This window comes from Microbacterium trichothecenolyticum (genome assembly GCF_041938625.1).
Classification (GTDB): Bacteria; Actinomycetota; Actinomycetes; order Actinomycetales; family Microbacteriaceae; genus Microbacterium; species Microbacterium trichothecenolyticum_D.
Map to the genome: position 1 here is coordinate 121,850 of NZ_CP169427.1, position 19,120 is coordinate 140,969.

18 protein-coding genes are annotated in these 19,120 nt (G+C 70.9%); 6 read left to right on the plus strand and 12 right to left on the minus strand.

Going from position 1 to position 19,120, the window contains the following annotated elements:
• Positions 1-4: 4 nt before the first annotated feature.
• From ACEYYH_RS00585 to ACEYYH_RS00625, 9 genes are all read right to left on the minus strand, one after another.
• Positions 5-622, minus strand: coding sequence for a TIGR00730 family Rossman fold protein (locus ACEYYH_RS00585; protein WP_116195008.1), 618 nt, complete (start codon positions 620-622; stop codon positions 5-7).
• 73 nt (positions 623-695) lie between these two features.
• Positions 696-1,556, minus strand: a complete 861-nt coding sequence (locus ACEYYH_RS00590; protein WP_116195007.1) for an ABC transporter permease subunit — start codon at positions 1,554-1,556, stop codon at positions 696-698.
• The gene (locus ACEYYH_RS00595) at positions 1,553-2,362 is read right to left on the minus strand and encodes an ABC transporter permease subunit (RefSeq protein ID WP_116195006.1); all 810 of its coding nucleotides are present in this window, start codon (positions 2,360-2,362) and stop codon (positions 1,553-1,555) included. Before ACEYYH_RS00595 ends, ACEYYH_RS00590 begins: the two co-directional genes overlap by 4 nt.
• Positions 2,362-3,234, minus strand: coding sequence for an ABC transporter ATP-binding protein (locus ACEYYH_RS00600; RefSeq protein WP_374976380.1), 873 nt, complete (start codon positions 3,232-3,234; stop codon positions 2,362-2,364). The genes ACEYYH_RS00595 and ACEYYH_RS00600 overlap by 1 nt, the downstream gene beginning before the upstream one ends.
• A 21-nt stretch (positions 3,235-3,255) precedes the next feature.
• On the minus strand, positions 3,256-4,374 hold the full coding sequence (locus ACEYYH_RS00605; RefSeq protein WP_374976381.1) for an ABC transporter substrate-binding protein: 1,119 nt from the start codon (positions 4,372-4,374) through the stop codon (positions 3,256-3,258).
• 162 nt (positions 4,375-4,536) lie between these two features.
• The gene (locus ACEYYH_RS00610) at positions 4,537-7,290 is read right to left on the minus strand and encodes a molybdopterin-dependent oxidoreductase (protein WP_374976382.1); all 2,754 of its coding nucleotides are present in this window, start codon (positions 7,288-7,290) and stop codon (positions 4,537-4,539) included.
• The gene (locus tag ACEYYH_RS00615) at positions 7,287-8,126 is read right to left on the minus strand and encodes an FAD binding domain-containing protein (RefSeq protein WP_374976383.1); all 840 of its coding nucleotides are present in this window, start codon (positions 8,124-8,126) and stop codon (positions 7,287-7,289) included. Before ACEYYH_RS00615 ends, ACEYYH_RS00610 begins: the two co-directional genes overlap by 4 nt.
• A 10-nt stretch (positions 8,127-8,136) precedes the next feature.
• Positions 8,137-9,495 (minus strand): 8-oxoguanine deaminase, encoded by a 1,359-nt coding sequence (locus ACEYYH_RS00620; RefSeq protein WP_374976384.1) that lies wholly within the window; start codon positions 9,493-9,495, stop codon positions 8,137-8,139.
• Positions 9,492-10,682, minus strand: coding sequence for an XdhC family protein (locus tag ACEYYH_RS00625; protein ID WP_374976385.1), 1,191 nt, complete (start codon positions 10,680-10,682; stop codon positions 9,492-9,494). The genes ACEYYH_RS00620 and ACEYYH_RS00625 overlap by 4 nt, the downstream gene beginning before the upstream one ends.
• 88 nt (positions 10,683-10,770) lie before the next feature.
• Here ACEYYH_RS00625 and ACEYYH_RS00630 point away from each other — a divergent pair, with 88 nt between their 5' ends.
• Complete coding sequence (locus tag ACEYYH_RS00630) at positions 10,771-11,325, plus strand: NTP transferase domain-containing protein (RefSeq protein WP_374976386.1); 555 nt, start codon at positions 10,771-10,773, stop codon at positions 11,323-11,325.
• Between the two features lie 136 nt (positions 11,326-11,461).
• Here the strand turns inward: ACEYYH_RS00630 and ACEYYH_RS00635 are convergent, their stop codons facing one another.
• On the minus strand, positions 11,462-12,394 hold the full coding sequence (locus ACEYYH_RS00635) for a 2-hydroxyacid dehydrogenase (protein WP_374976387.1): 933 nt from the start codon (positions 12,392-12,394) through the stop codon (positions 11,462-11,464).
• Positions 12,395-12,497: 103 nt separating this feature from the next.
• Between ACEYYH_RS00635 and ACEYYH_RS00640 the strand changes: the two genes are divergently transcribed.
• Entirely contained in the window at positions 12,498-12,929 is a 432-nt protein-coding gene (locus ACEYYH_RS00640; protein WP_374976388.1) for a DUF1761 domain-containing protein, read from the plus strand.
• A gap of 20 nt (positions 12,930-12,949) precedes the next feature.
• Here ACEYYH_RS00640 and purQ read toward each other — a convergent pair whose 3' ends face one another.
• Entirely contained in the window at positions 12,950-13,657 is a 708-nt protein-coding gene (gene purQ / locus ACEYYH_RS00645) for a phosphoribosylformylglycinamidine synthase subunit PurQ (RefSeq protein WP_374976389.1), read from the minus strand.
• The gene (purS, locus tag ACEYYH_RS00650) at positions 13,654-13,902 is read right to left on the minus strand and encodes a phosphoribosylformylglycinamidine synthase subunit PurS (RefSeq protein WP_116194995.1); all 249 of its coding nucleotides are present in this window, start codon (positions 13,900-13,902) and stop codon (positions 13,654-13,656) included. Before purS ends, purQ begins: the two co-directional genes overlap by 4 nt.
• Positions 13,903-14,246: 344 nt before the next feature.
• Between purS and ACEYYH_RS00655 the strand changes: the two genes are divergently transcribed.
• The 4 genes from ACEYYH_RS00655 to ACEYYH_RS00670 all read left to right on the plus strand — a co-directional run bounded on the left by ACEYYH_RS00655 (position 14,247) and on the right by ACEYYH_RS00670 (position 19,104).
• On the plus strand, positions 14,247-15,488 hold the full coding sequence (locus ACEYYH_RS00655) for an ABC transporter substrate-binding protein (RefSeq protein ID WP_374976390.1): 1,242 nt from the start codon (positions 14,247-14,249) through the stop codon (positions 15,486-15,488).
• A 134-nt stretch (positions 15,489-15,622) separates the two neighbouring features.
• Entirely contained in the window at positions 15,623-16,654 is a 1,032-nt protein-coding gene (locus tag ACEYYH_RS00660) for a carbohydrate ABC transporter permease (RefSeq protein ID WP_116194993.1), read from the plus strand.
• On the plus strand, positions 16,651-17,559 hold the full coding sequence (locus tag ACEYYH_RS00665; protein WP_374976391.1) for a carbohydrate ABC transporter permease: 909 nt from the start codon (positions 16,651-16,653) through the stop codon (positions 17,557-17,559). Before ACEYYH_RS00660 ends, ACEYYH_RS00665 begins: the two co-directional genes overlap by 4 nt.
• Before the next feature lie 66 nt (positions 17,560-17,625).
• Positions 17,626-19,104, plus strand: coding sequence for a glycoside hydrolase family 1 protein (locus ACEYYH_RS00670; RefSeq protein ID WP_374976392.1), 1,479 nt, complete (start codon positions 17,626-17,628; stop codon positions 19,102-19,104).
• Positions 19,105-19,120: the final 16 nt, after the last annotated feature.

Genomic DNA, 19,120 nt, shown 5'->3' on the forward strand with positions numbered 1-19,120 from the left:
GATGTCAGGGGCGGAGCGGAATCGACAGCGCGCCGGTCATCTCAGCGCCGGGGGAGACCTCCGAACGCACGGGCGGCACGTAGTCGCGGAGCCGCCCGAGAGCTTCATCGGGCTCGGAGGCCACGACGAGCATGTCGGTGTAGCGCGGGTGGGTGAAGCCGCGGTCGCGCATGTTCGCGACGAACGCGAGCAAGGGGTCGAAGTAGCCCGCGATGTTGAGCACCCCGACCGGCTTCTCATGGATGCCCAGCTGCGCCCACGTCCACTGCTCGGTCAGCTCCTCGAGCGTGCCTGGACCGCCCGGCAGCGCGAGAAAGGCATCCGCGCGGTCGGCCATGATCGTCTTGCGCTCGTGCATCGTGTCGACGAGCACCAGTTCGCTGATCTCGTGGTGCGCGTCCTCGCGCGCCTGAAGCGCCCGCGGGATCACGCCTGTGACGTGCGCTCCGGCCTGCAGTGCGCCGTCGGCGACAGTGCCCATGAGGCCGACGTGCCCGCCGCCGTACACGAGGTTCATGCCGGCGCGTCCGATCGCCTCGCCGACCGCTCGGGCGGCCCGCGCGTAGACCGGGTCGCTGCCGGGGGACGAACCGCAGAAGACCGTGATCGTGAAGCGTTCCATGAACTGACGCTAGGTGGTGGGTGTTTCCATGCCGTGACAGCGCGGGAACATCCGCCGATCATCCTCCTGTGCGTCAGCGGGAGGAGGTGGTCATGCCCATGCGGGCGAGCACGATGTTCTCGGCGATCTGGACCAGGTTGTAGAGCAGCAGCGTGACGATCGTGATCAGGGCGACCGAGGCCCACAGCTCGTCGAAGCGGGCCGAGGCGCTGAACTTCTGGATCATGCCCCCGATGCCCTGTCCGGTCGAGAGCCACTCGGCGAGCAGGGCACCTGTCACGGCTCCCGGCACCGATACGCGTGCCGCCGCGAACAGCGACGGCAGCGCGCCGGGCACGTTCACCTTGCGCAGCTGCGTGGGCCGGCCGCCGCCGTACACGTGCACGAGGTCGAGGCTCTCCTTCGACGCGCGGCTGAGACCGAACATGATCGACGCCAGGGCCGGGAAGAGCACGACGATCGAGCCGATGACGGCGACGGATGCCGGAGTCCCCCGTCCCGTGATCAGGATGATGACCGGGGCGATCGCGACCAGCGGCACGGAGCGCAGCAGCAGTGCGAGCGGCATGACGCCCATCTCGACGGATCGCGACAGTGAGAACGCGAGGGCGAGCACGATCGCCACCAGCATGCCCACGACGAAGCCGAGCGCGGCGTCGGTGAGAGTCTGCGCCAGAAGCGGCATCATCTCCGCGCGGTTCTCGGCGGCTTCGGGCGACGTGAAGAAGAACTCCCACACGTCCGCCGGGCCCTTTGCGACATACGGCGAGATGCCGGTCAGGTTCACCACGGCCCACCACAGGGCGAGCACGATCACGAACGTGAGCAGGGCGTTGAGGAGCGACCGGCCGACCGCCCGCGAGATCGCGGTGGCGCGCTTGGCCGTGTGCGGGGTCGCCTCGAGCGGCATGGCGGCAGGAGCGGTGGCGGTCATGAGGTCACTCCCTTGCCTGACACCCACGGGGTGACCGCGCGTGCGATGAGGCCGACGATCGCGTAGCCGATGAGGGCGACGACCGCCGAGAGCAGGAACACCGCCCACACCCTCGCGGAGTCGAGGTCGCCCTGCAGGCGGATCAGCGTGATGCCGACACCGCGGTCGGTGCCGCCCATGTACTCGCCGAGGATCGCGCCGAGGAACGCGGAGGGCACGGCGATCTGCAGCGCGTTGAGGATCGCGGGAAGCGCGGCGATCAGGCGCACCTTGCGCAGCTGCGTGAACCGCGAGCCGCCGTAGACGCGCACGACGTCGAGGCTCGCCCTGTCGGAGGAGCGGAAGCCCAGCAGCGCGCCGACCACGGTCGTGAAGAAGACCGCCAGCGCGGCCAGGAAGATCGCCGTCGCGCTCGGGTCACCGGCGCGCTTGGCGCCGCCGAGCACGACGATCGCGATGCCGCCGACCGCCACCACCGGCAGGCAGTAGCTGACCACGGCGATCTGCACCACGACCGTCTCGATGCGGGGGAGCAGCAGCACCGTCGCCGCGATGAGCAGTGCGAGCCCGTTGCCCCACGCGTAGCCGATCGCGGCCTCCGTGATCGTCACCTGGAACACCGACCAGTACGCGGCGAGCCCGTCCTGCCAGATGGTCTGGAACACGACGAACGGGGAGGGCACGGGTGTGAACGTCGTTCCCGGCGGCGGGCGGAACACCGTGACCGAGAACAGCCACCACGCGGCGATGAGCGCCGCCGCGCCGATGAGTCCCGCGAGCCAGCCGGGGAGGGTCCGCCCGCGCATCAGGACTCCGCAGCCGCGCGGCCGTCGGCGCCGAACAGCAGCTCCGACGCGCGGTCGACGAGCTCGTGGAACTCGGGCGAGCGCTGCATGTCGGGCGTGCGGGGGTGCGGCAGGTCGACCTCGATGATCTCCTTGATGCGCCCCGGCCGCGGCGACATCACGGCCACGCGGTCCGACAGGAAGATCGCCTCCGAGATGCCGTGGGTGACCAGCAGCGTCGTGGCGGGCTTCTCGGTCCAGATGCGCAGCAGCTCGAGGTTGAGGTTCTGGCGCGTCATGTCGTCGAGCGCGCCGAACGGCTCGTCGAGCAGCAGCACCGAGGGCTTCAACGCCAGCGCGCGGGCGATCGACACGCGCTGCCGCATGCCGCCCGACAGCTGCGCGGGCTTCGCCTTCTCGAAGCCCTTCAGCCCCACGAGGGCGATGAGCTCGTCGATGTAGGCCTTGTCGGGGCGGCGGCCGGCGATCTCGAAGACGAGCCGGATGTTCGTGAGCACGCTGCGCCACGGCAGCAGCGCATGGTCCTGGAACGCGATGCCCAGCTCGCTGTCGCGACGCAGCTGGGCGGGGGTCTTGCCGTCGACGTAGACCTCGCCGGTGGTGGGCGTCTCGAGGTCGGCGAGGATGCGGAGGATCGTCGACTTGCCGCAGCCCGAGGGGCCGAGGAGTGCCAGGAAGGATCCCTTGTCGGTGTGCAGGTGGGTGTCCTGCAGGGCCGTGACGGACCCGCCGCGGCCGGTCTGGAACGTCTTGCTCAGCCCGTCGATGCGGATGCCGGTGCCCTGCGCGGGAGTCACGGCCGGCGCCGCCGGCGAGGTCTCCCCCGCCGGCGACGCGGTGGCCGCGGCATCCGTGATGTCGGTCTCGGTCATGATGCGGGTGCCCGTCCTGGACTACGGGAGGTAGTCCTTCAGCTCGGGGTTCTCCTCGTAGATCTCGTCGATGATGGTGGTGTCGAAGAGGTCGTCGATCGAGACCTCCCAGCCGGCGGCGGCCAGCGAGGCGATGGTCTGCTCCTTGAGCTCGTCCGAGATCGTGAAGAGGCCGTTGGCCTCGGTCTCCTCCGTCGAGATGAGCAGCTTCTCGGCCTCGAGGCCGAGGGCGGTCTTCTCGGGGTCGAGGGCGCCGAAGACCGCCTCGAGTCCCTCCTCCGACTCCGCGGCGGCCTGGTTGTAGTACTGCTCGATGAGGCTCACGGTGTCGTCGGTCGACTCCGTGAAGACGTCCGTCCATCCCTTGATCTCGGCGATGAGGAACGCCTTCAGCAGCTCCTTGTTCTCGGCGAGGTACTGGTCGGTGACGCTGAAGGTCTCGGCGACGTACGGCACGCCGTTCTCGGCGTAGGAGAGGTTGGTGATCTCGTAGCCGGCGAGCTCGACCGTGAGGGCCTCGTTCGTCAGGTACGCCATGAAGCCGTCGACCTCTCCGTTCATGAGCGGCGTCGGGTCGAAGTCGACGGGCACGACGGTGACGTCGGCCGGGTCGATGCCGTTGGCGTTGAGCAGCGCCGCGAACACCGAGGCGTTCGAGTCCTGCACGCCGATCGTCTTGCCGATGAGGTCTTCGGGAGTGGTGATGTTGCCGCCGTCGGCCAGCGAGAGGATCGTGAACGGGTTCTTCTGGAATGTCGCGCCGATGATCTTCAGCGGTGCGTCCTCTTCCGCGATCGCGGCACCGAGCGACGCCGCGTCGCTGAGGGCGACCTGCACCGTTCCCGAGAGCAGCTTGGCGACGCCGGTGTCGGGGCCCGAGATGCCGATCACCTCGTCGAAGCCGGCCTCGTCGTAGTAGCCGTTCTCGTACGCGTAGAACTCGCCGGCGAACTCCTCGTTCTTGATCCAGGAGTACTGGACGCTGATCTCGCCGTACGAGGCCGCCTCGCCGCCGTCGCTGGAGCCGGGAGCGGCGGTGCCGCCCGACGCGCAGCCGGCGAAGACGAGGGCGGAGGCGATGACCGCGGCTGCGCCGGCGGCGAGACGGCCGCGCCGCCCCAGGTTGCTGTGTCGTGCCATCGGGTGTGGCTTCCCTTCATGCGATGTGAGCACGGGTGATGTGATCACGCTGACGCTAGGCCTGACGCGTTTCAGCCGGTGCGTCAGGGTGTTTCGGCGATGTGACAGGTGGTTCCGGATGCCGCGGACCGCGGCATCCGGTCCCGTCAGAGTTCGTCGAGGTCAGGGCTCGTCGACTCCGTGGATCAGTCGCCAGACCCGCTCGCGGGTGAAGGGCTGGTGGAACGCGCGGCGGCCGACGGCCCGTGCGATCGCATTGCCGACGGCGGCGGCCACGGGGTTGTACGGCGACTCGCTCATCGACTTCGCCCCGAACGGCCCGACCGTGTCGGACGTGTCGGCGAAGAGCACCTCGGTGACGGGGATGTCGCCGAACTGCGGCACGCGGTACTGCCGGAACGCCGGGTTGGCGACGGCCCCGTCGGGACCGATGAGGACCTCCTCGTAGAGCGCGCTGCCGAGACCCTGGGCCGCGCCGCCCTCGACCTGACCGCGCACCTGGGCGGGGTTCATGAGGTATCCGGCGTCGGCCGCCTGCACCGACTGCAGCACCCGCACGGTACCGGTCTCGGGTTCGACGGCCACACGGACGGCATGCACGTTGAACGACAGGCTGCGCTCGTCGCCGTGCTCGCTGCCGCGACCGACGAGGCCCTCGAGGGTCCGCTGCCCGGGGGCGGCAGCACGCACGATCTCGCCGAACGGCACGGTGCATTGCCCGACCCGCACTCCGTGGGGTGCAAGCTCGGGGACGATGCCCTCGGGCGACCCCGCGATGGCGTATGCCGTCGCGAGCATACGGGCCCGCAGCTCGGTGCACGCGGCGGTCAGCGCCTTGCCCGCGCCGGTGACCCCCGCCGATGCGAACGCGCCGGTGTCGTGGGCGACGAGGTCGGTGTCGGCTGCGCGGAGCACGATGCGCGCGGGCTCGGCCTCGAGCACGGTCGCCGCGATCTGCCGCAGCACCGTGCTCGTCCCGTTGCCGAACTCGGCGGTGCCGGCGGCGACGACGACGACGCCGTCGGGCCGCAGCGTCGCGACGGTGTGGGCGTGGTGTCCTCCGGGCGCCATGGCGGCGATGAACGACAGCGCCATCCCCTCGCCGACCAGCCAGCCCTCGGGTGCGTCGACGCCGTTGCCGCGGCGCAGTGCGGACTGGGCATCGTCGAGGCACTGGTCGAGCCCGTAGCTTCCCCAGACGAGGTCTTCGTCGTGCTCGTCGCGCACCGTGAGGAGCGGATCGCCCTCACGGACCGCGTTGAGGCGCCGCAGGTCGAACGGGTCGATCCCGAGCTTCTCGGCGAGCATGTCCATGGCGGACTCGACGCCGAGGATCACCTGCCCGAGCCCGTACCCGCGGAACGCGCCCGACGGCACCGTGTTCGTGTACACGACCTCCGCGTCGACGCGCTTGACGGGGCTTCGGTAGACGTTGATCGACTCGGCGCACCCGTGGAACATGACGCCGATGCCGTGATTGCCGTACGCGCCGGTGTCGCTCAGCACGTCGAGCTTCATCGCCGTGAGCACGCCGTCCGCCGTGGCCCCGAGGGTCACCGCCACGCGGAACGGATGCCGCACCGACGCGCGGCGGAACTGGTCGGCGCGCGAGAACTCGTACGCGACCCGGCGTCCGGTGCGCAGCACGGCGAGAGCGACGAGGTCCTCGGTGAACATCTCCTGCTTGCCGCCGAAGCCGCCCCCGACCCGGGCCGCGAACACGCGGATGCGCTCGCGGGGGAGGTGGAACAGCCGCGACAGCTCGTTGCGCACCAGGAACGGCACCTGCGTGCTCGACCGGACGACCAGCCGGCCCTCGTCGTCGAGCCAGCCGATCGCACCGTGCGTCTCGAGCTGCGCGTGCGACACACGGCTCGTGCGCCACGTGCCCGAGACCGTCACGGCGCTCGCCGCGAGTGCGGCGTCCGCGTCGCCGCCGATGCCGTCGTGCAGTGTCGCGATGACATTGCGGTCCGCCTCGGCGACGCGGTCCTGCGGCGTCCGCTCGGGATGGATCAGCGGCGCTCCGGGCAGGCGCGCCTCCTCGGGGTCGAACACCGCGGGCAGCATCTCGTAGGTCACGTCGATCAGCCGGCAGGCGGCATCCGCGATCTCGGCCGTCTCGGCGACGACCGCGGCCACCCGCTGGCCGACGAACCGCACCACGTCATCGAGCAGGCGGGTGTCGTCGGGGTCGTCCTCGCGCAGCTCGTGCCGGGCGGTCGAGTACCGCTGGGACGAGACGTTCTCGTGGGTGAAGACGGCGACCACCCCGGGCAGCGCGCGCGCCGCGGCGTCGTCGATGCTCGTGATGCGTGCGTGCGCGTGCGGAGATCCGACCACGCGCAGCACGAGCGCTCCGTCGAGGTCGGTGTCGAACGTGTACGGCTCGAGGCCCTGCACGACGCGCCGTCCCGGTTCGGGCCGCACCGACGCCCCGACCCGCAGCTCTCCGGGGTCGGAGGCGGGCCCCGTCTCGCGCACGGGCCCCAGCACCGATTCGAGGGCCTCGCGGATCGGGCGGTACCCCGTGCAGCGGCACAGGTTGCCCTTCATGCGGCGATCGAGGTCGGGGAGGTCGCCGGTGCACAGTGTCGAGGCCGTCACGGCCATGCCCGGCGTGCAGAACCCGCATTGGAACCCGAAGTGCTCGATCAGCGCCTCCTGCACGGGGTGCAGCTCGTCGCCGGGCGCAAGGCCGGCCGCCGTCGTCACCGAGACGCCATCGGCGCGGACGGCCGGCACGATGCAGGAGTGCACCGGCACGCCGTCGATGAGCACAGAGCACGCGCCGCAGTCGCCCGCGTCGCACCCCTTCTTCACCTCGGTGCGCCCGCTCTCGCGCAGCAGCGTGCGCAGGCACTGGCCGGGGCGCGGCTCCGCCTCGATCGGCTCGCCGTTGACGTGCAGCTTCACGCGGCCTCCTCCCGGTCGAAGAGGTCGCGGCGGATCCGCTCGCCGAGCACCACGCTGACACCGCGCCGCCAGTCGGCGGCGCCGAGAGGGTCGGAGTAGTAGCCCGCGGCGCCTGAGATCGCGGCGGCGAGGGTCGCAGCATCCGGGATCCCCGCGAAGCGGAACACCGTCGGACGCTCCGTCGCAGCCGTCACCACGATGACGCACGTGCCGTCCTCGTCGATGCGCCCCGACACCACGGCGCCCGACCGGCCGTGCTCGGCGAGGGCGATCTTGCGCAGCGCCGTGCGCGCCCGCAGCGCGGCGTCGGGCAGGTCGATCGCGCGCAGCACGTCACCCGGCGTGAGCGCGTTCTCGCCGTTGCCGGTCACCAGGTCGGCGACCGCGATCCGGTACGCCGAGCCGTCCGCGCGCCATACCTCCGCGGCGCCGTCGAGCGTCACGACGAGCGCCGTCATCGATCCTGCCGCGAACGCGCGGCAGACGTTCCCGCCGACCGTGGCGGTGTTCCATACCTTGAACGAGGCCAGCAGCGCGTTGGCCGCGTCGGGAATGACGGATGCTGCCGCCCACGCGTCCGGCACGGCCACGCCTCCGCGGCCCTGAGCCCACGCCACGAGGTCCGCGATCGTGCAGGTCGCGCCGATCCGCAGGCCCGCGGCGGTGATCTCGAGCGCCGGCCACGCCATCGACGTGAGGTCGACGAACCCCGTCGTGCCGGGCTGCGGCTCGCTCATGAGCCACGTGCCGCCCGCGATGAACGTCTCGCCGGGAGCGAGCACGAGGTCGTCGCGCGTGCGCGCCCGCCGGAACGAGGTGACCGAGGTGATGTCCACGCGTGCCTCGTCAGAGCCGCTCGGCGAGGGCGACGGATGCCGCGGCCACGGCGCGGGCGAGACGGTCCTCGTCGGCGGTGACCAGGGTCGCGTCCTCGACGACGGCGCGTCCGCCGACGTACAGGCGCTTCAGCGGCGGCAGCGCGCCGAGCCCGAGGGCGGCGACCGGGTCGAGGATGCCCGCGTGCTCGATCCGGTCGACCTGCCACACCGCGATGTCGGCGAGCTTGCCGACCTCGAGAGACCCGATCTCCTGCTCCCGGCCGAGCACCCGGGCGCCGCCCATCGTGGCCATGCGCAGGCCGTCGCGCACGCTCATCGAGTCCGACCCGGTGCGGAGGCGCCCCATGAGCACCGCCTCCCGGATCTCGACGCCCAGCTGCCCCGACTCGTTGGACGCGGCGCCGTCCACCCCGAGCCCCACCGGTGCCCCGGCATCCAGCAGCGCCCGGACCGGCGCGATCCCCGCCGCCAGCCGCCCGTTCGACGAGGGGCAGTGCGCGACGCCCGTGCCCGTCGCCGCGTAGCGCGCGATCGACGGGGCGTCGAGGTGCACCGCGTGCGCCATCCACACGTCGTCGCCCAGCCACCCGAGGTCTTCGAGGTACTGCGTCGGGGTGCGGCCGAAGTGCTCGGCGCAGTACGCGTCCTCCTCGACCGTCTCCGAGGCGTGGGTGTGCAGGCGCACCCCCAGCGATCGGGCCAGCGTCGCGGATTCGCGCAGGAGGCCGGCCGTCACCGAGAACGGCGAGCACGGGGCGATCGCGATGCGCACCATCGCGTCGGCCGACGGGTCGTGATAGCGCTCGACCGCCTCCTGCGACGCCGCGAGCGCAGCATCCGTCGTCTCGACCGCCGTATCCGGCGGCAGCCCGCCCTGCGAAGCGCCCAGGTCCATCGACCCGCGCGTCGCGTGGAGCCGGACGCCCACGGTCGAGGCGGCGTCGACGATCGCGCCGACGATGTCGCCGGACCCCCTCGGGAAGACGTAGTGGTGGTCGCCGACGGTCGTGCAGCCCGACCGCGCGAGCACGGCCATCGCGCCGGCGGCCCCCACGCCCGTGAGGTCGGCGTCGATGCGCGACCACAGCGGATACAGCGCCGTGAGCCAATCGAACAGGATCGCATCCTGCGCGTAGCCGCGCGTGAGCCACTGGTACAGGTGGTGGTGGGTGTTGATGAGGCCCGGCGTGACGAGGCAGCCGCGCGCATCGACGATGTCGGCGCCGTCGCGCAGCGCGGGATCCGCCGGCCCCGACCCCACCGCGGCGATGCGCCCACCCTCGATCACGACGTGCCCGTCGTGGTGCTCGGTGCCTCGGGCATCGACCGTGGCGATGTGCGCGTGCTCGATGATCGTGCGGGTCATGAGGCTCCTGCCGCTGAGACGGGGAAAGGGACGACGGATGCTGCGCACGACCTCGCGGCGACATCCACGGGCGCGGCGGGGGAGGCGTCGACATCGGCGTCGGCCGGATCGGCGGCGGCCGGGTCTGCGCTGGTCGAACGCCGCCGGTGGAGCGGGCCCGACCGATCCCGCAGTGCTGCCCCGCTTCCGCCGTGGCGGGCCGCGACGATCTCGGCGAGCACCGACACTGCGGTCTCCTCGGGCGTGGACCCGCCGAGGTCCAGCCCGAGCGGCGAGTGCAGGCGGGCCAGGTCGTCCGCGGGAACACCGCGCTCGCGCAGCAGCGCGGCGCGCCGGGCCACGGTCGCCCGCGCCCCCATCGCACCGACGAAGCCGACAGACAGCGCGAGCGCGGCCTCGAGCGACGGCACGTCGACGCGCTCGTCATGCGTCAGGACGCAGATCGCGCTGCGGGCGTCGAGCGCCTCAGTGTCGAGCCCGGCGAGGTAGTCCTGAGGGAGGTCGGCCACGAGCCGCACCGCGTCGGGGAAACGTTCGCGCGTCACGAGCGTCGGCCACACATCGCACACCTCGACCGCGAAGCCGGCCCCCGTCGCCACACGGCAGAGCGCCGCGGCGTGCTCGCCGGCGCCGAGCAGGAGGAGCCGGGGGCGCGGTGCCGACGAGATCGCGAGCACGTCGTGCCCCCCGCATGCGCCGGGCAGCACGACCGAGTCGCGCGCCCCGATCGCCGGAGCCAGGGTGTCGGCGCGGACCGAGAGGCGCAGCATCCGTTCGTCCATCGTCTGACCCGCGGATGCGCCCGACAGCACCACCCCGATCGTCACGCCGCGTCCGGCAGAGGCGGCCTCGAGAGATTCGATGACCTGATCCTCCGGAGGCACCGGATAGGCGACGACATCGACGCTCCCGCCGCAGGCGAGCCCGGCGGCATGGGCGGCGTCGTCCGAGAACCCCAGACGCGCGGCCTGCGGGCGACCGGTGAGGCGGGCGTGGTGGGCGAGCAGCACGGCGTCGCCCTCGACGCAGCCGCCCGAGATCGATCCGATCACGCGCCCGTCGGCGGTCACCGCCATCGTCGCACCCGGGCCTCGCGGCGCGCTGCGCGCGACCTGCGTGACCGTGACCGCCGCGAGAGGGACGCCGCCCTTCAGCAGCGGCAGCAGATCACGGGCGAGCTCGAGCATGGCGTCACGCTAGGCGGGCGATGTTTCGCGCGGGCTACGCTCAGGAAACGCCCCGCGCTCGGCGGGCTCGGGCGAGAGGGGGTGCCGGATGCGAGTGTGCGGCATCGTGCTCGCGGCGGGAGCCGGCACGCGGTACGGCCTCCCGAAGGGGCTCGCCCGCACGCCGGACGGAACCCCGTGGGTCGCACGGGCGACCGTCATGCTGCGCACGGCAGGGTGCGACGACGTCGTCGTGGTCGTCGGCGCGCGGGGGCGCGAGGTGGCCCGGCTGGTCCCCGCCGACGCGCGAGTGGTCGTCGCCGACGACTGGGCCGTCGGCCTCTCGGCGGCACTGCGCGCGGGGCTCGCCGCGGCGGGCGACGCCGATGTCGCGGTCGTCACTCCGGTGGACACTCCGGATGCTGCGCCCCAGGCGGTCGCGCGGGTGCTCGGCGCGCTCGGGCCGGTGCCGCGGGACGGCCTGGCCCAGGCGGTGTACGGCGGGCGTCCGGGGCACCCCGTCGCGATCGGTGCGAACCACCTGCCCGCCCTGATCGCCGACGTCACGGGCGACCGTGGTGCCCGTGCGTACCTGGTGGGCCATGATGCCGCGGAGGTCGAGTGCGCCGACCTGTGGTCGGGCGCCGACATCGACGCTCGGTGACGGCGCGCCCCGTGGTCGCGGTGGTGGTCGCCACGAGTCGCTATGTCCCGTCCGAGTCGACGTGTTCCGCGCGGGCGGAACACGTCGACTCGCGCGAAACACCGCGACTCGACGCCGGAAGCCATCGAACGGCGTATCAGCCGCCGAGGACGACGTTGAGCGGGGGCTCGCCGGCGGCGAGGCGCTCGATCTGCGTGCGCACCAGCTTCGCGACGCGCGGTCGCATCGCGCTCGACGCGCCGCCGACGTGCGGCGCGATGAGGACTCCCGGAAGGCCCCAGAGCGCGTGGTCCTCGGGGAGCGGCTCGGGGTCGGTGACGTCGAGGGCGGCCCGGATGCGTCCGCGACGCACGTGGTCGACGAGCGCGTCGGTGTCGACGAGGGTGCCGCGGCCGACGTTGACGATGAGCGCGCCGTCGGGCAGCGCCGACAGGAAGGCGTCGTCGACGAGGCCCTGGGTGGCTTCGCCGCCCGGCAGGGTCAGAATCACGATCTCGGCCTCGGCGAGCAGCTCCGGCAGTTCGTCGATGCCGTGCACCGCGACGCCGTCCTCGTCCCGGGCGCGGGACGCGACCGGGGTGAGCTCGACCTCGAAGGGCTCGAGCCGCGCCGCAACGGCCTTGCCGACGCCGCCGTAGCCGAGCAGCAGCACGCGGCGGTCGGCGAGGCTCTGTGCGAACACGGGGGCCCAGCGGCCGGCCGCGGTGTCGACGGCGAAGGCGTCGATGTGGCGCTGCGCAGCGATCGCGAGGCCGACGGCGAGTTCCGCCGTCGAGGTCTCGTGCACCGACGCCGCGTTCGCGAAGACCAGGCCCTTCGGCAGGATGTCGGCGACGCCGTCGTAGCCGATCGACTGGCCCTGCACGAGCCCGACCTCGACGCCCTCGAGGCGCTCGAGCACGCGGGCCATCGACATGTAGGGCGGCACCACGATGTCGAAGCGATCGCGCGGGGCCGCAGCATCCATCGGCCAGACCACCAGCTCGACGCCGTCGGGAAGGGCCCCGAGATCCGCGGCGAGCTGCTCGGTGGGGACGCTGACGACGAGATTCCGGGTGTCTGTGCTCACCCGCTCCACGCTACCGGCGCGGTGCGTGACCGGCGTCGCCGGGCGGCGCTACGCTCGCGTCGAGCGGCGACCGCGACCGTGCGGCGCGCGGGAGGAGGCGGACGTGGTTCCCGAGATCAACTACTGGGCGGTGCTGATCGCAACGGCGTCGAGCATGGTCGTCGGCTCGATCTGGTACACGCCGAAGGTGTTCGGCACACGATGGGCGAAACTCGCGAACGTCGACATGAACCGACCCGGCGCCAGCGCCGTCGTGCCGATCGTGGTGACCGTCATCGTCAGCTTCGTGACCGCGTGGGTGCTGGCCGGCGCCTCGTCGATCGCGTGGCATTTCTACGAGGGCAGCTACCTCTGGGCGGCGCTCTTGACCGGCGTGATCCTGTGGGCGGGCTTCACCGCGGCCCGCTTCATCACGCACGACGCGTTCGAGGGGCGGCCGTCGTCGCTGACCGTCCTCAACATCGCGCACGAGCTCGTGACGATCGTCGTGATGGCGCTCATCATCGGCGTGTGGCCGCCGGCCGGAACGGTCTAGCGGGAGACGGATGCTGCGGCTCAGGCCGCGGCGCCCACCACGGCCGCGATGGCCGAGGTGAAGAACGACAGGCCGTCGACGCCCGAGCGCATCGCGGCCGCGGTGTCGGGACCGAAACCGGGCTCGACGGCGTGCTCCGGGTGGGGCATGAGGCCCACCACGTTGCCGCGCTCGTTGGTGATCCCGGCGATGTCGCGCAGCGAGCCGTTCGGGTTCACGCCCAGGTAGCGGAAGGCGACGAGGCCCTCGCCCTCGAGACGGTCGAGCTCGGACTCCGAGGCGATATAGCCGCCGTCGGCGTTCTTCAGCGGGATGACGATCTCCTGACCGGAGGAGAATTCGCTGGTCCAGGCGGTGTCGTTGTTCTCGACACGGAGCTTCTGGTCGCGGCGGATGAACTGCTGGTGCGCGTTGCGGATCAGGCCGCCCGGCAGCAGATGTGCCTCGACGAGCATCTGGAAGCCGTTGCAGATGCCGAGGATCGGCATGCCCTTGGCCGCGGCATCCTTCACCTCCGCCATGATCGGCGCGAGCGCAGCGATGGCTCCGGCGCGCAGGTAGTCGCCGTAGCTGAAGCCGCCGGGGAGGACCAGCGCGTCGACGCCGTCGAGGTCGTGCGAGCCGTGCCACAGGGCGACGGCCTCGCCGCCGGCGATCTCGATCGCGCGCTGCGCGTCGCGGTCGTCGAGCGAGCCGGGGAAGGTGATGACGCCGATGCGGGCGGTCATTCCACGACCTCGATGCCGACGACGTCCTCGATCACGGAGTTCGACAGGATCTCGTCGGCGATGCGCTGGGCCTCGGCGAGCACCTCGCCGGTGACCTCGCCGTCGACGGTGAGCTCGAACCGCTTTCCGATGCGGACGCCGCTGAAGTCGGAGACGCCGAGACGGGCGAAGGCGCCGGAGACGGCCTTCCCCTGCGGGTCCAGAAGCTCGGCCTTGGGCATGACGTCGACGACGATGGTGGGCATGTAGATCCTCCTGGCGGCCGCGGGCCGCAGCTATCGGTCGTTGAGCGACGAGCGCAGCGAGGAGTCGAAACGCCGGATGTCGCGGGCAGGGGTCCCCTCCAGTCTACGGGGCCGTGCGCACAGCGTTTCTCCGGGCCGCTCGAACCCCGTGACACAACCGTGACAAATCCATGGGAGCGCTCCCTTGATTTCATGGGAGCGATCCCATAGCGTTGCGTCTCGATCGATGGGAACGCTCCCACGACCACCACGGCACGGTTCCCTCCGCGCCGGTCCTGCAACACACACGACCCTGACAACACAAAGGAGTGACAGTGAACGCACGCGCCTTCCGCAGAAGCGCAGTGGCAATCGCCGCATTCTCGGCTTCGGCCATCGTCCTCGCCGGCTGCGCCGGCGGCAGCGGAGACGAGGCCGGTGGCGAAGACGGCGAGATCACGCTGACCCTGGCCACGTTCAACGACTTCGGGTACGACGACGAGCTCCTCCAGGAGTACATGGACGAGAACCCGAACATCAAGATCGTCCACAACAAGGCCGCCATCACCGACGACGCCCGCACGAACTTCTTCGCGAAGCTCGGCAAGGAGGGCCTTGCCGACATCGAGGCGGTCGAGGTCGACTGGTTCGCCGAGGCCATGCAGTACTCCGACCTGCTCGCCGAGGTGCCCGACAGCGCCAAGGGCCGCTGGGTCGAGTGGAAGGAAGCCGCCGCGACCGACGCCGACGGCCGCCTCGTCGGCTTCGGCACCGACATCGGCCCGCAGGCCGTCTGCTACCGCGCCGACCTGTTCGCCGCCGCGGGCCTGCCCTCGACGCCCGACGAGGTCGCCTCGGCGATCGACGGCGACTGGGACACGTTCTTCGACCTGGCCGACCAGTACAAGACGGCGACCGGCAAGCCGATGCTCGACTCCGCGAACTCCGCGTTCCAGGGCATCGTCAACCAGATCGAGTTCCCCTACGACGAGCCCGACGGCACCGTCGTCGCGACCGACAACCCCGAGCTCGAGGCCGCGTACAACCTCGTCGTCGAGCGCGGCATCCCGAACTCGGCCTACTCGGGCCAGTGGTCGGACGACTGGAACGCGTCGATGGCCAACGGCGAGTTCGCCGCGATGCTGTGCCCGCCGTGGATGCTCGGCATCATCTCGGGCAACGCGCCCGAGGTCACCGGCTGGGAGATCGCGAACGCGTTCCCGAACGGCGGCGGCAACTGGGGTGGCTCGTACCTGACCGTTCCGGCCAACGGCAAGAACGTCGAGGAGGCCCTCGCCCTCGCCGACTGGCTGACGGCTCCGGAGCAGCAGGAGAAGACGTTCGTCAACGTCGGCGCCTACCCGAGCGCACTCGAGGCGCAGAGCGCGTCGTCGATCACCGACTCGACCAACGAGTACTTCGCCGACGCGCCCACGGGCACGATCTTCGCGGACCGCTCCGAGGCGATCACCGTCACCCCGTACAAGAGCGCGGACTACTTCAAGTACAACACCGCGCTCCAGGACGCCATCACCCGCGTCTTCGACGGCACCCAGGACGCCCAGGCGTCGTGGGACGCGTACGTCGCCGAGGTCGAGGCCTTCTGATAGGCCGACACTGACGACCGCGTCCGCTCGCCCGGACGAGGTCTGACAGCAGAAGCGGAGTGCGTGCGGGTCCCCCCCGGCCTGCACGCGCTCCGCCTCCACGCCCACCCTCGACACCCGAATCGGAGCCACCGGTGACCACGACCGCCACCCGTACGACGGCATCCGGGCCGGCCGATCGGCCCGATCCGGAACGCCAGCCGCGCGTCCTCTCCTTCTCCCACAAGCTGAGCCGCTGGGACCTGAAGGTCTCGCCCTACCTCTACATCTCGCCGTTCTTCATCCTGTTCGCGATCGTCGGACTCTTCCCGATCGTCTACACGGCGGTGATCTCGTTCCAGGAATGGGACCTGGTCCGCAACTCCGGCACCTTCGTCGGCTTGGACCAGTACATCTGGATCCTGTCGCAGGCCGACTTCTGGATCGCCCTGCGGAACACCTTCAGCATCTTCCTGCTGTCGTCGGTGCCGCAGCTCATCCTGGCCCTGTTCATCGCGGCGATGCTCGACAAGAACATCCGGGCCAAGACCTTCTGGCGGATGAGCGTCCTGCTCCCGTACGTCATGGCCCCGGTCGCCGTCGCGCTGATCTTCAGCAACCTCTTCGGCGACAATCACGGCCTCGTGAACAACATCCTCACCAGCATCGGGCTGGAGCCCATCCAGTGGCACAAGGATCCGTTCTGGAGCCACATCGCCATCGCCACGATGGTCAACTTCCGCTGGACCGGCTACAACGCCCTCATCCTTCTCGCCGCCATGCAGGCTGTGCCGCGCGAATACTACGAGGCGGCGACCGTCGACGGCGCCAACGCCTTCCGCCAGTTCTGGAGCATCACGCTTCCCTCGCTGAAGCCGACCCTCATCTTCGTCATCATCACGTCGACGATCGGCGGCCTGCAGATCTTCGACGAGCCGCGCATGTTCGATCAGACCGGCCGCGGCGGTGCCGCCGGCCAGTGGCTGACGATCACGCTGTACCTCTACAACATCGGCTGGGGCGAGTTCAACTTCGGTCGCGCCGCCGCCCTGGCGTGGATCCTCTTCATCATCATCCTGGCGATCGGCCTCATCAACCTCGCCGTCACCCGTGCCCTCGTCCGCGACGAGGGCGGACGCGGGGTCATCCAGCGCCGCCGCCGCGGCCGGAAGGGAGCCCAGCTGTGAGCGCCATCAACACCCCGCCTCTCGCCGTCGTCGAGGAGAACCTCCCCAACGCGCGCCGCAGCCGCCGGACCACGAAGATCCGCGGCGTGCGCGCCGGGCTCTGGGTGTACGTCGGTCTCGGGGTCGTCGTGGTCTCGGCGATCTTCCCCTACTACTGGTCGTTCCTGATCGGCTCGGGCGACGCCTCGACCATCAACAACCCGAACATGTCGTGGCTGCCGGGCGGCAACTTCATCGACAACGCGCTGAAGGTCATCAACGACCCTGCCGTCAACTTCTGGCAGGCGCTGTGGAACTCGATCTTCAGCTCCACCGTGATCGCAGCATCCGTCGTCCTGTTCTCCACCCTCGCCGGCTGGGCGTTCGCGAAGCTCCGCTTCCCGGGCGGCAAGTGGCTGCTGGCCTTCGTGGTGGCGACCATGGCGGTGCCGATGCAGCTCGGCGTCGTGCCCCTGTACCTGCTGTTCTCCGACCTCGGCTGGACGGGGCAGATCGGCGCGATCATCATCCCCGCGCTCACCAGTGCGTTCGGCGTGTTCTGGATGACGCAGTACCTGTCGCAGACCGTGCCGGACGAGCTGATCGAGGCGGCGCGCGTGGACGGGGCGAACATGATCCGCACGTTCTGGACGGTCGGCGTGCCCGCCGCGCGTCCCGCGGCCGCGATGCTGTTCCTCTTCACCTTCGTCGGCGCGTGGAACCAGTTCTTCTGGCCCTTCATCGTGCTCGACCGGCAGAGCCCGACGCTCCCCGTGGCGCTCTCGCTCCTGCAGTCGAACTACTTCGTCGACTACTCGGTCGTGCTCGCCGGCGTGCTCCTCGCCACGATCCCGCTGCTCATCGTCTTCGCCTTCACCGGCAGGCAGCTGGTCAGCGGCATCATGGCCGGCGCCGTCAAGGGCTAGGCCTTCCCCACAATTACAGCCTTCGGCTTCCTGACACCAACGTTCCCCGAGAGGATCATTGACCTCATGACGACCGCGATCCCTCGCGCCTTCCCCCAGGACTTCCTGTTCGGCGCCGCGACCGCCGCCTTCCAGATCGAGGGCGCCGCCCACGAGGACGGCCGCCGCGATTCGATCTGGGACGCCTTCTGCCGCGTGCCGGGCGCCGTCATCAACGCCGACAACGGCGACGTGGCGTGCGACCACTACCACCGCTACGGCGATGACGTGGCGCTCATGAAGGAGCTGGGGCTGCAGACGTACCGCTTCTCGACGTCGTGGTCGCGCGTGCGGCCCGACGGCGGGGCGGTGAACCTCAAGGGTCTCGACTTCTACAAGCGCCTGGTCGACGAGCTGCTCGGGGCCGACATCCTCCCCTGGCTGACGCTCTACCACTGGGATCTGCCCCAGGCTCTGCAGGAGAAAGGCGGCTGGGCGAACCGCGACACCGCCGATCTCTTCACCGAGTACGCGCTCACGATGCACGACGCGCTCGGCGATCGGGTGAACGTCTGGACCACGCTCAACGAGCCGTGGTGCTCGTCGTTCCTCAGCTACACCGCGGGGCTCCACGCGCCGGGCCACTACAGCGTCGAGGAGGGCGTGCTCGCCGCGCACCACCTGCTGCTGGGCCACGGCCAGGCGGTGCGCGAGCTGCGCGCGCGAGACGAGTCGCTCAAGCTCGGCATCACGCTGAACCTCACGGTCGCCGAGCCGGTCGACGAGAACGACCCGGCCGACGTCGACGCCGCGCGCCGCATCGACGGCCAGTTCAACCGCTGGTTCCTCGACCCGATCTTCCGCGCGCACTACCCGGCCGACATCGTGGAGGACATCCGGAGGGTGGATGCTGCAGCCATCGCCGCGTGGGAGACCGCGGTGCGCCCGGGGGATCTCGAGACGATCGCGACGCCCATCGACACGCTTGGTGTGAACTACTACCACGGCGAGTACGTCGGTGGTCACGAGCCCGTGAACCCGCCGATCGGCGGCGACGCGCCGACCGACCGCCCCGGTCGCTCGCCGTTCCCCTCGCACGAGGGCATCTACTGGCACGAGCGGGGCCTGCCGCGCACCCCGATGCAGTGGGAGGTGCAGCCGGAGGGCCTCACCACGCTGCTGGAGCGGGTGTGGGACGAGTGCGCCGAGCCGGCCGGCACGGTGCTGTACGTCACCGAGAACGGCGCCGCCTACGACGACGAGCTCGTGGTCGAGGGCGACGTGAAGCGCGTGCACGACGCCGACCGCGTCGACTTCCTCCGGGGGCACCTCGGTGCGATCCTCGATGCGGCCGAGGCGGGCGTCGACGTGCGCGGGTACTTCTACTGGTCGCTCCTCGACAACTTCGAGTGGGCGTGGGGGTACGAGAAGCGGTTCGGGATCGTGCGCGTGGACTACGACACGCAGGAGCGCACGCCGAAGGACAGCGCGCTCGAGTACAGCCGTATCATCGGCGCTCGGGCGATCGACCTGGAGTCCGCGCGCGCGGCGACCGTCGCGTCGTAGCACTGCGGCGCGGAGT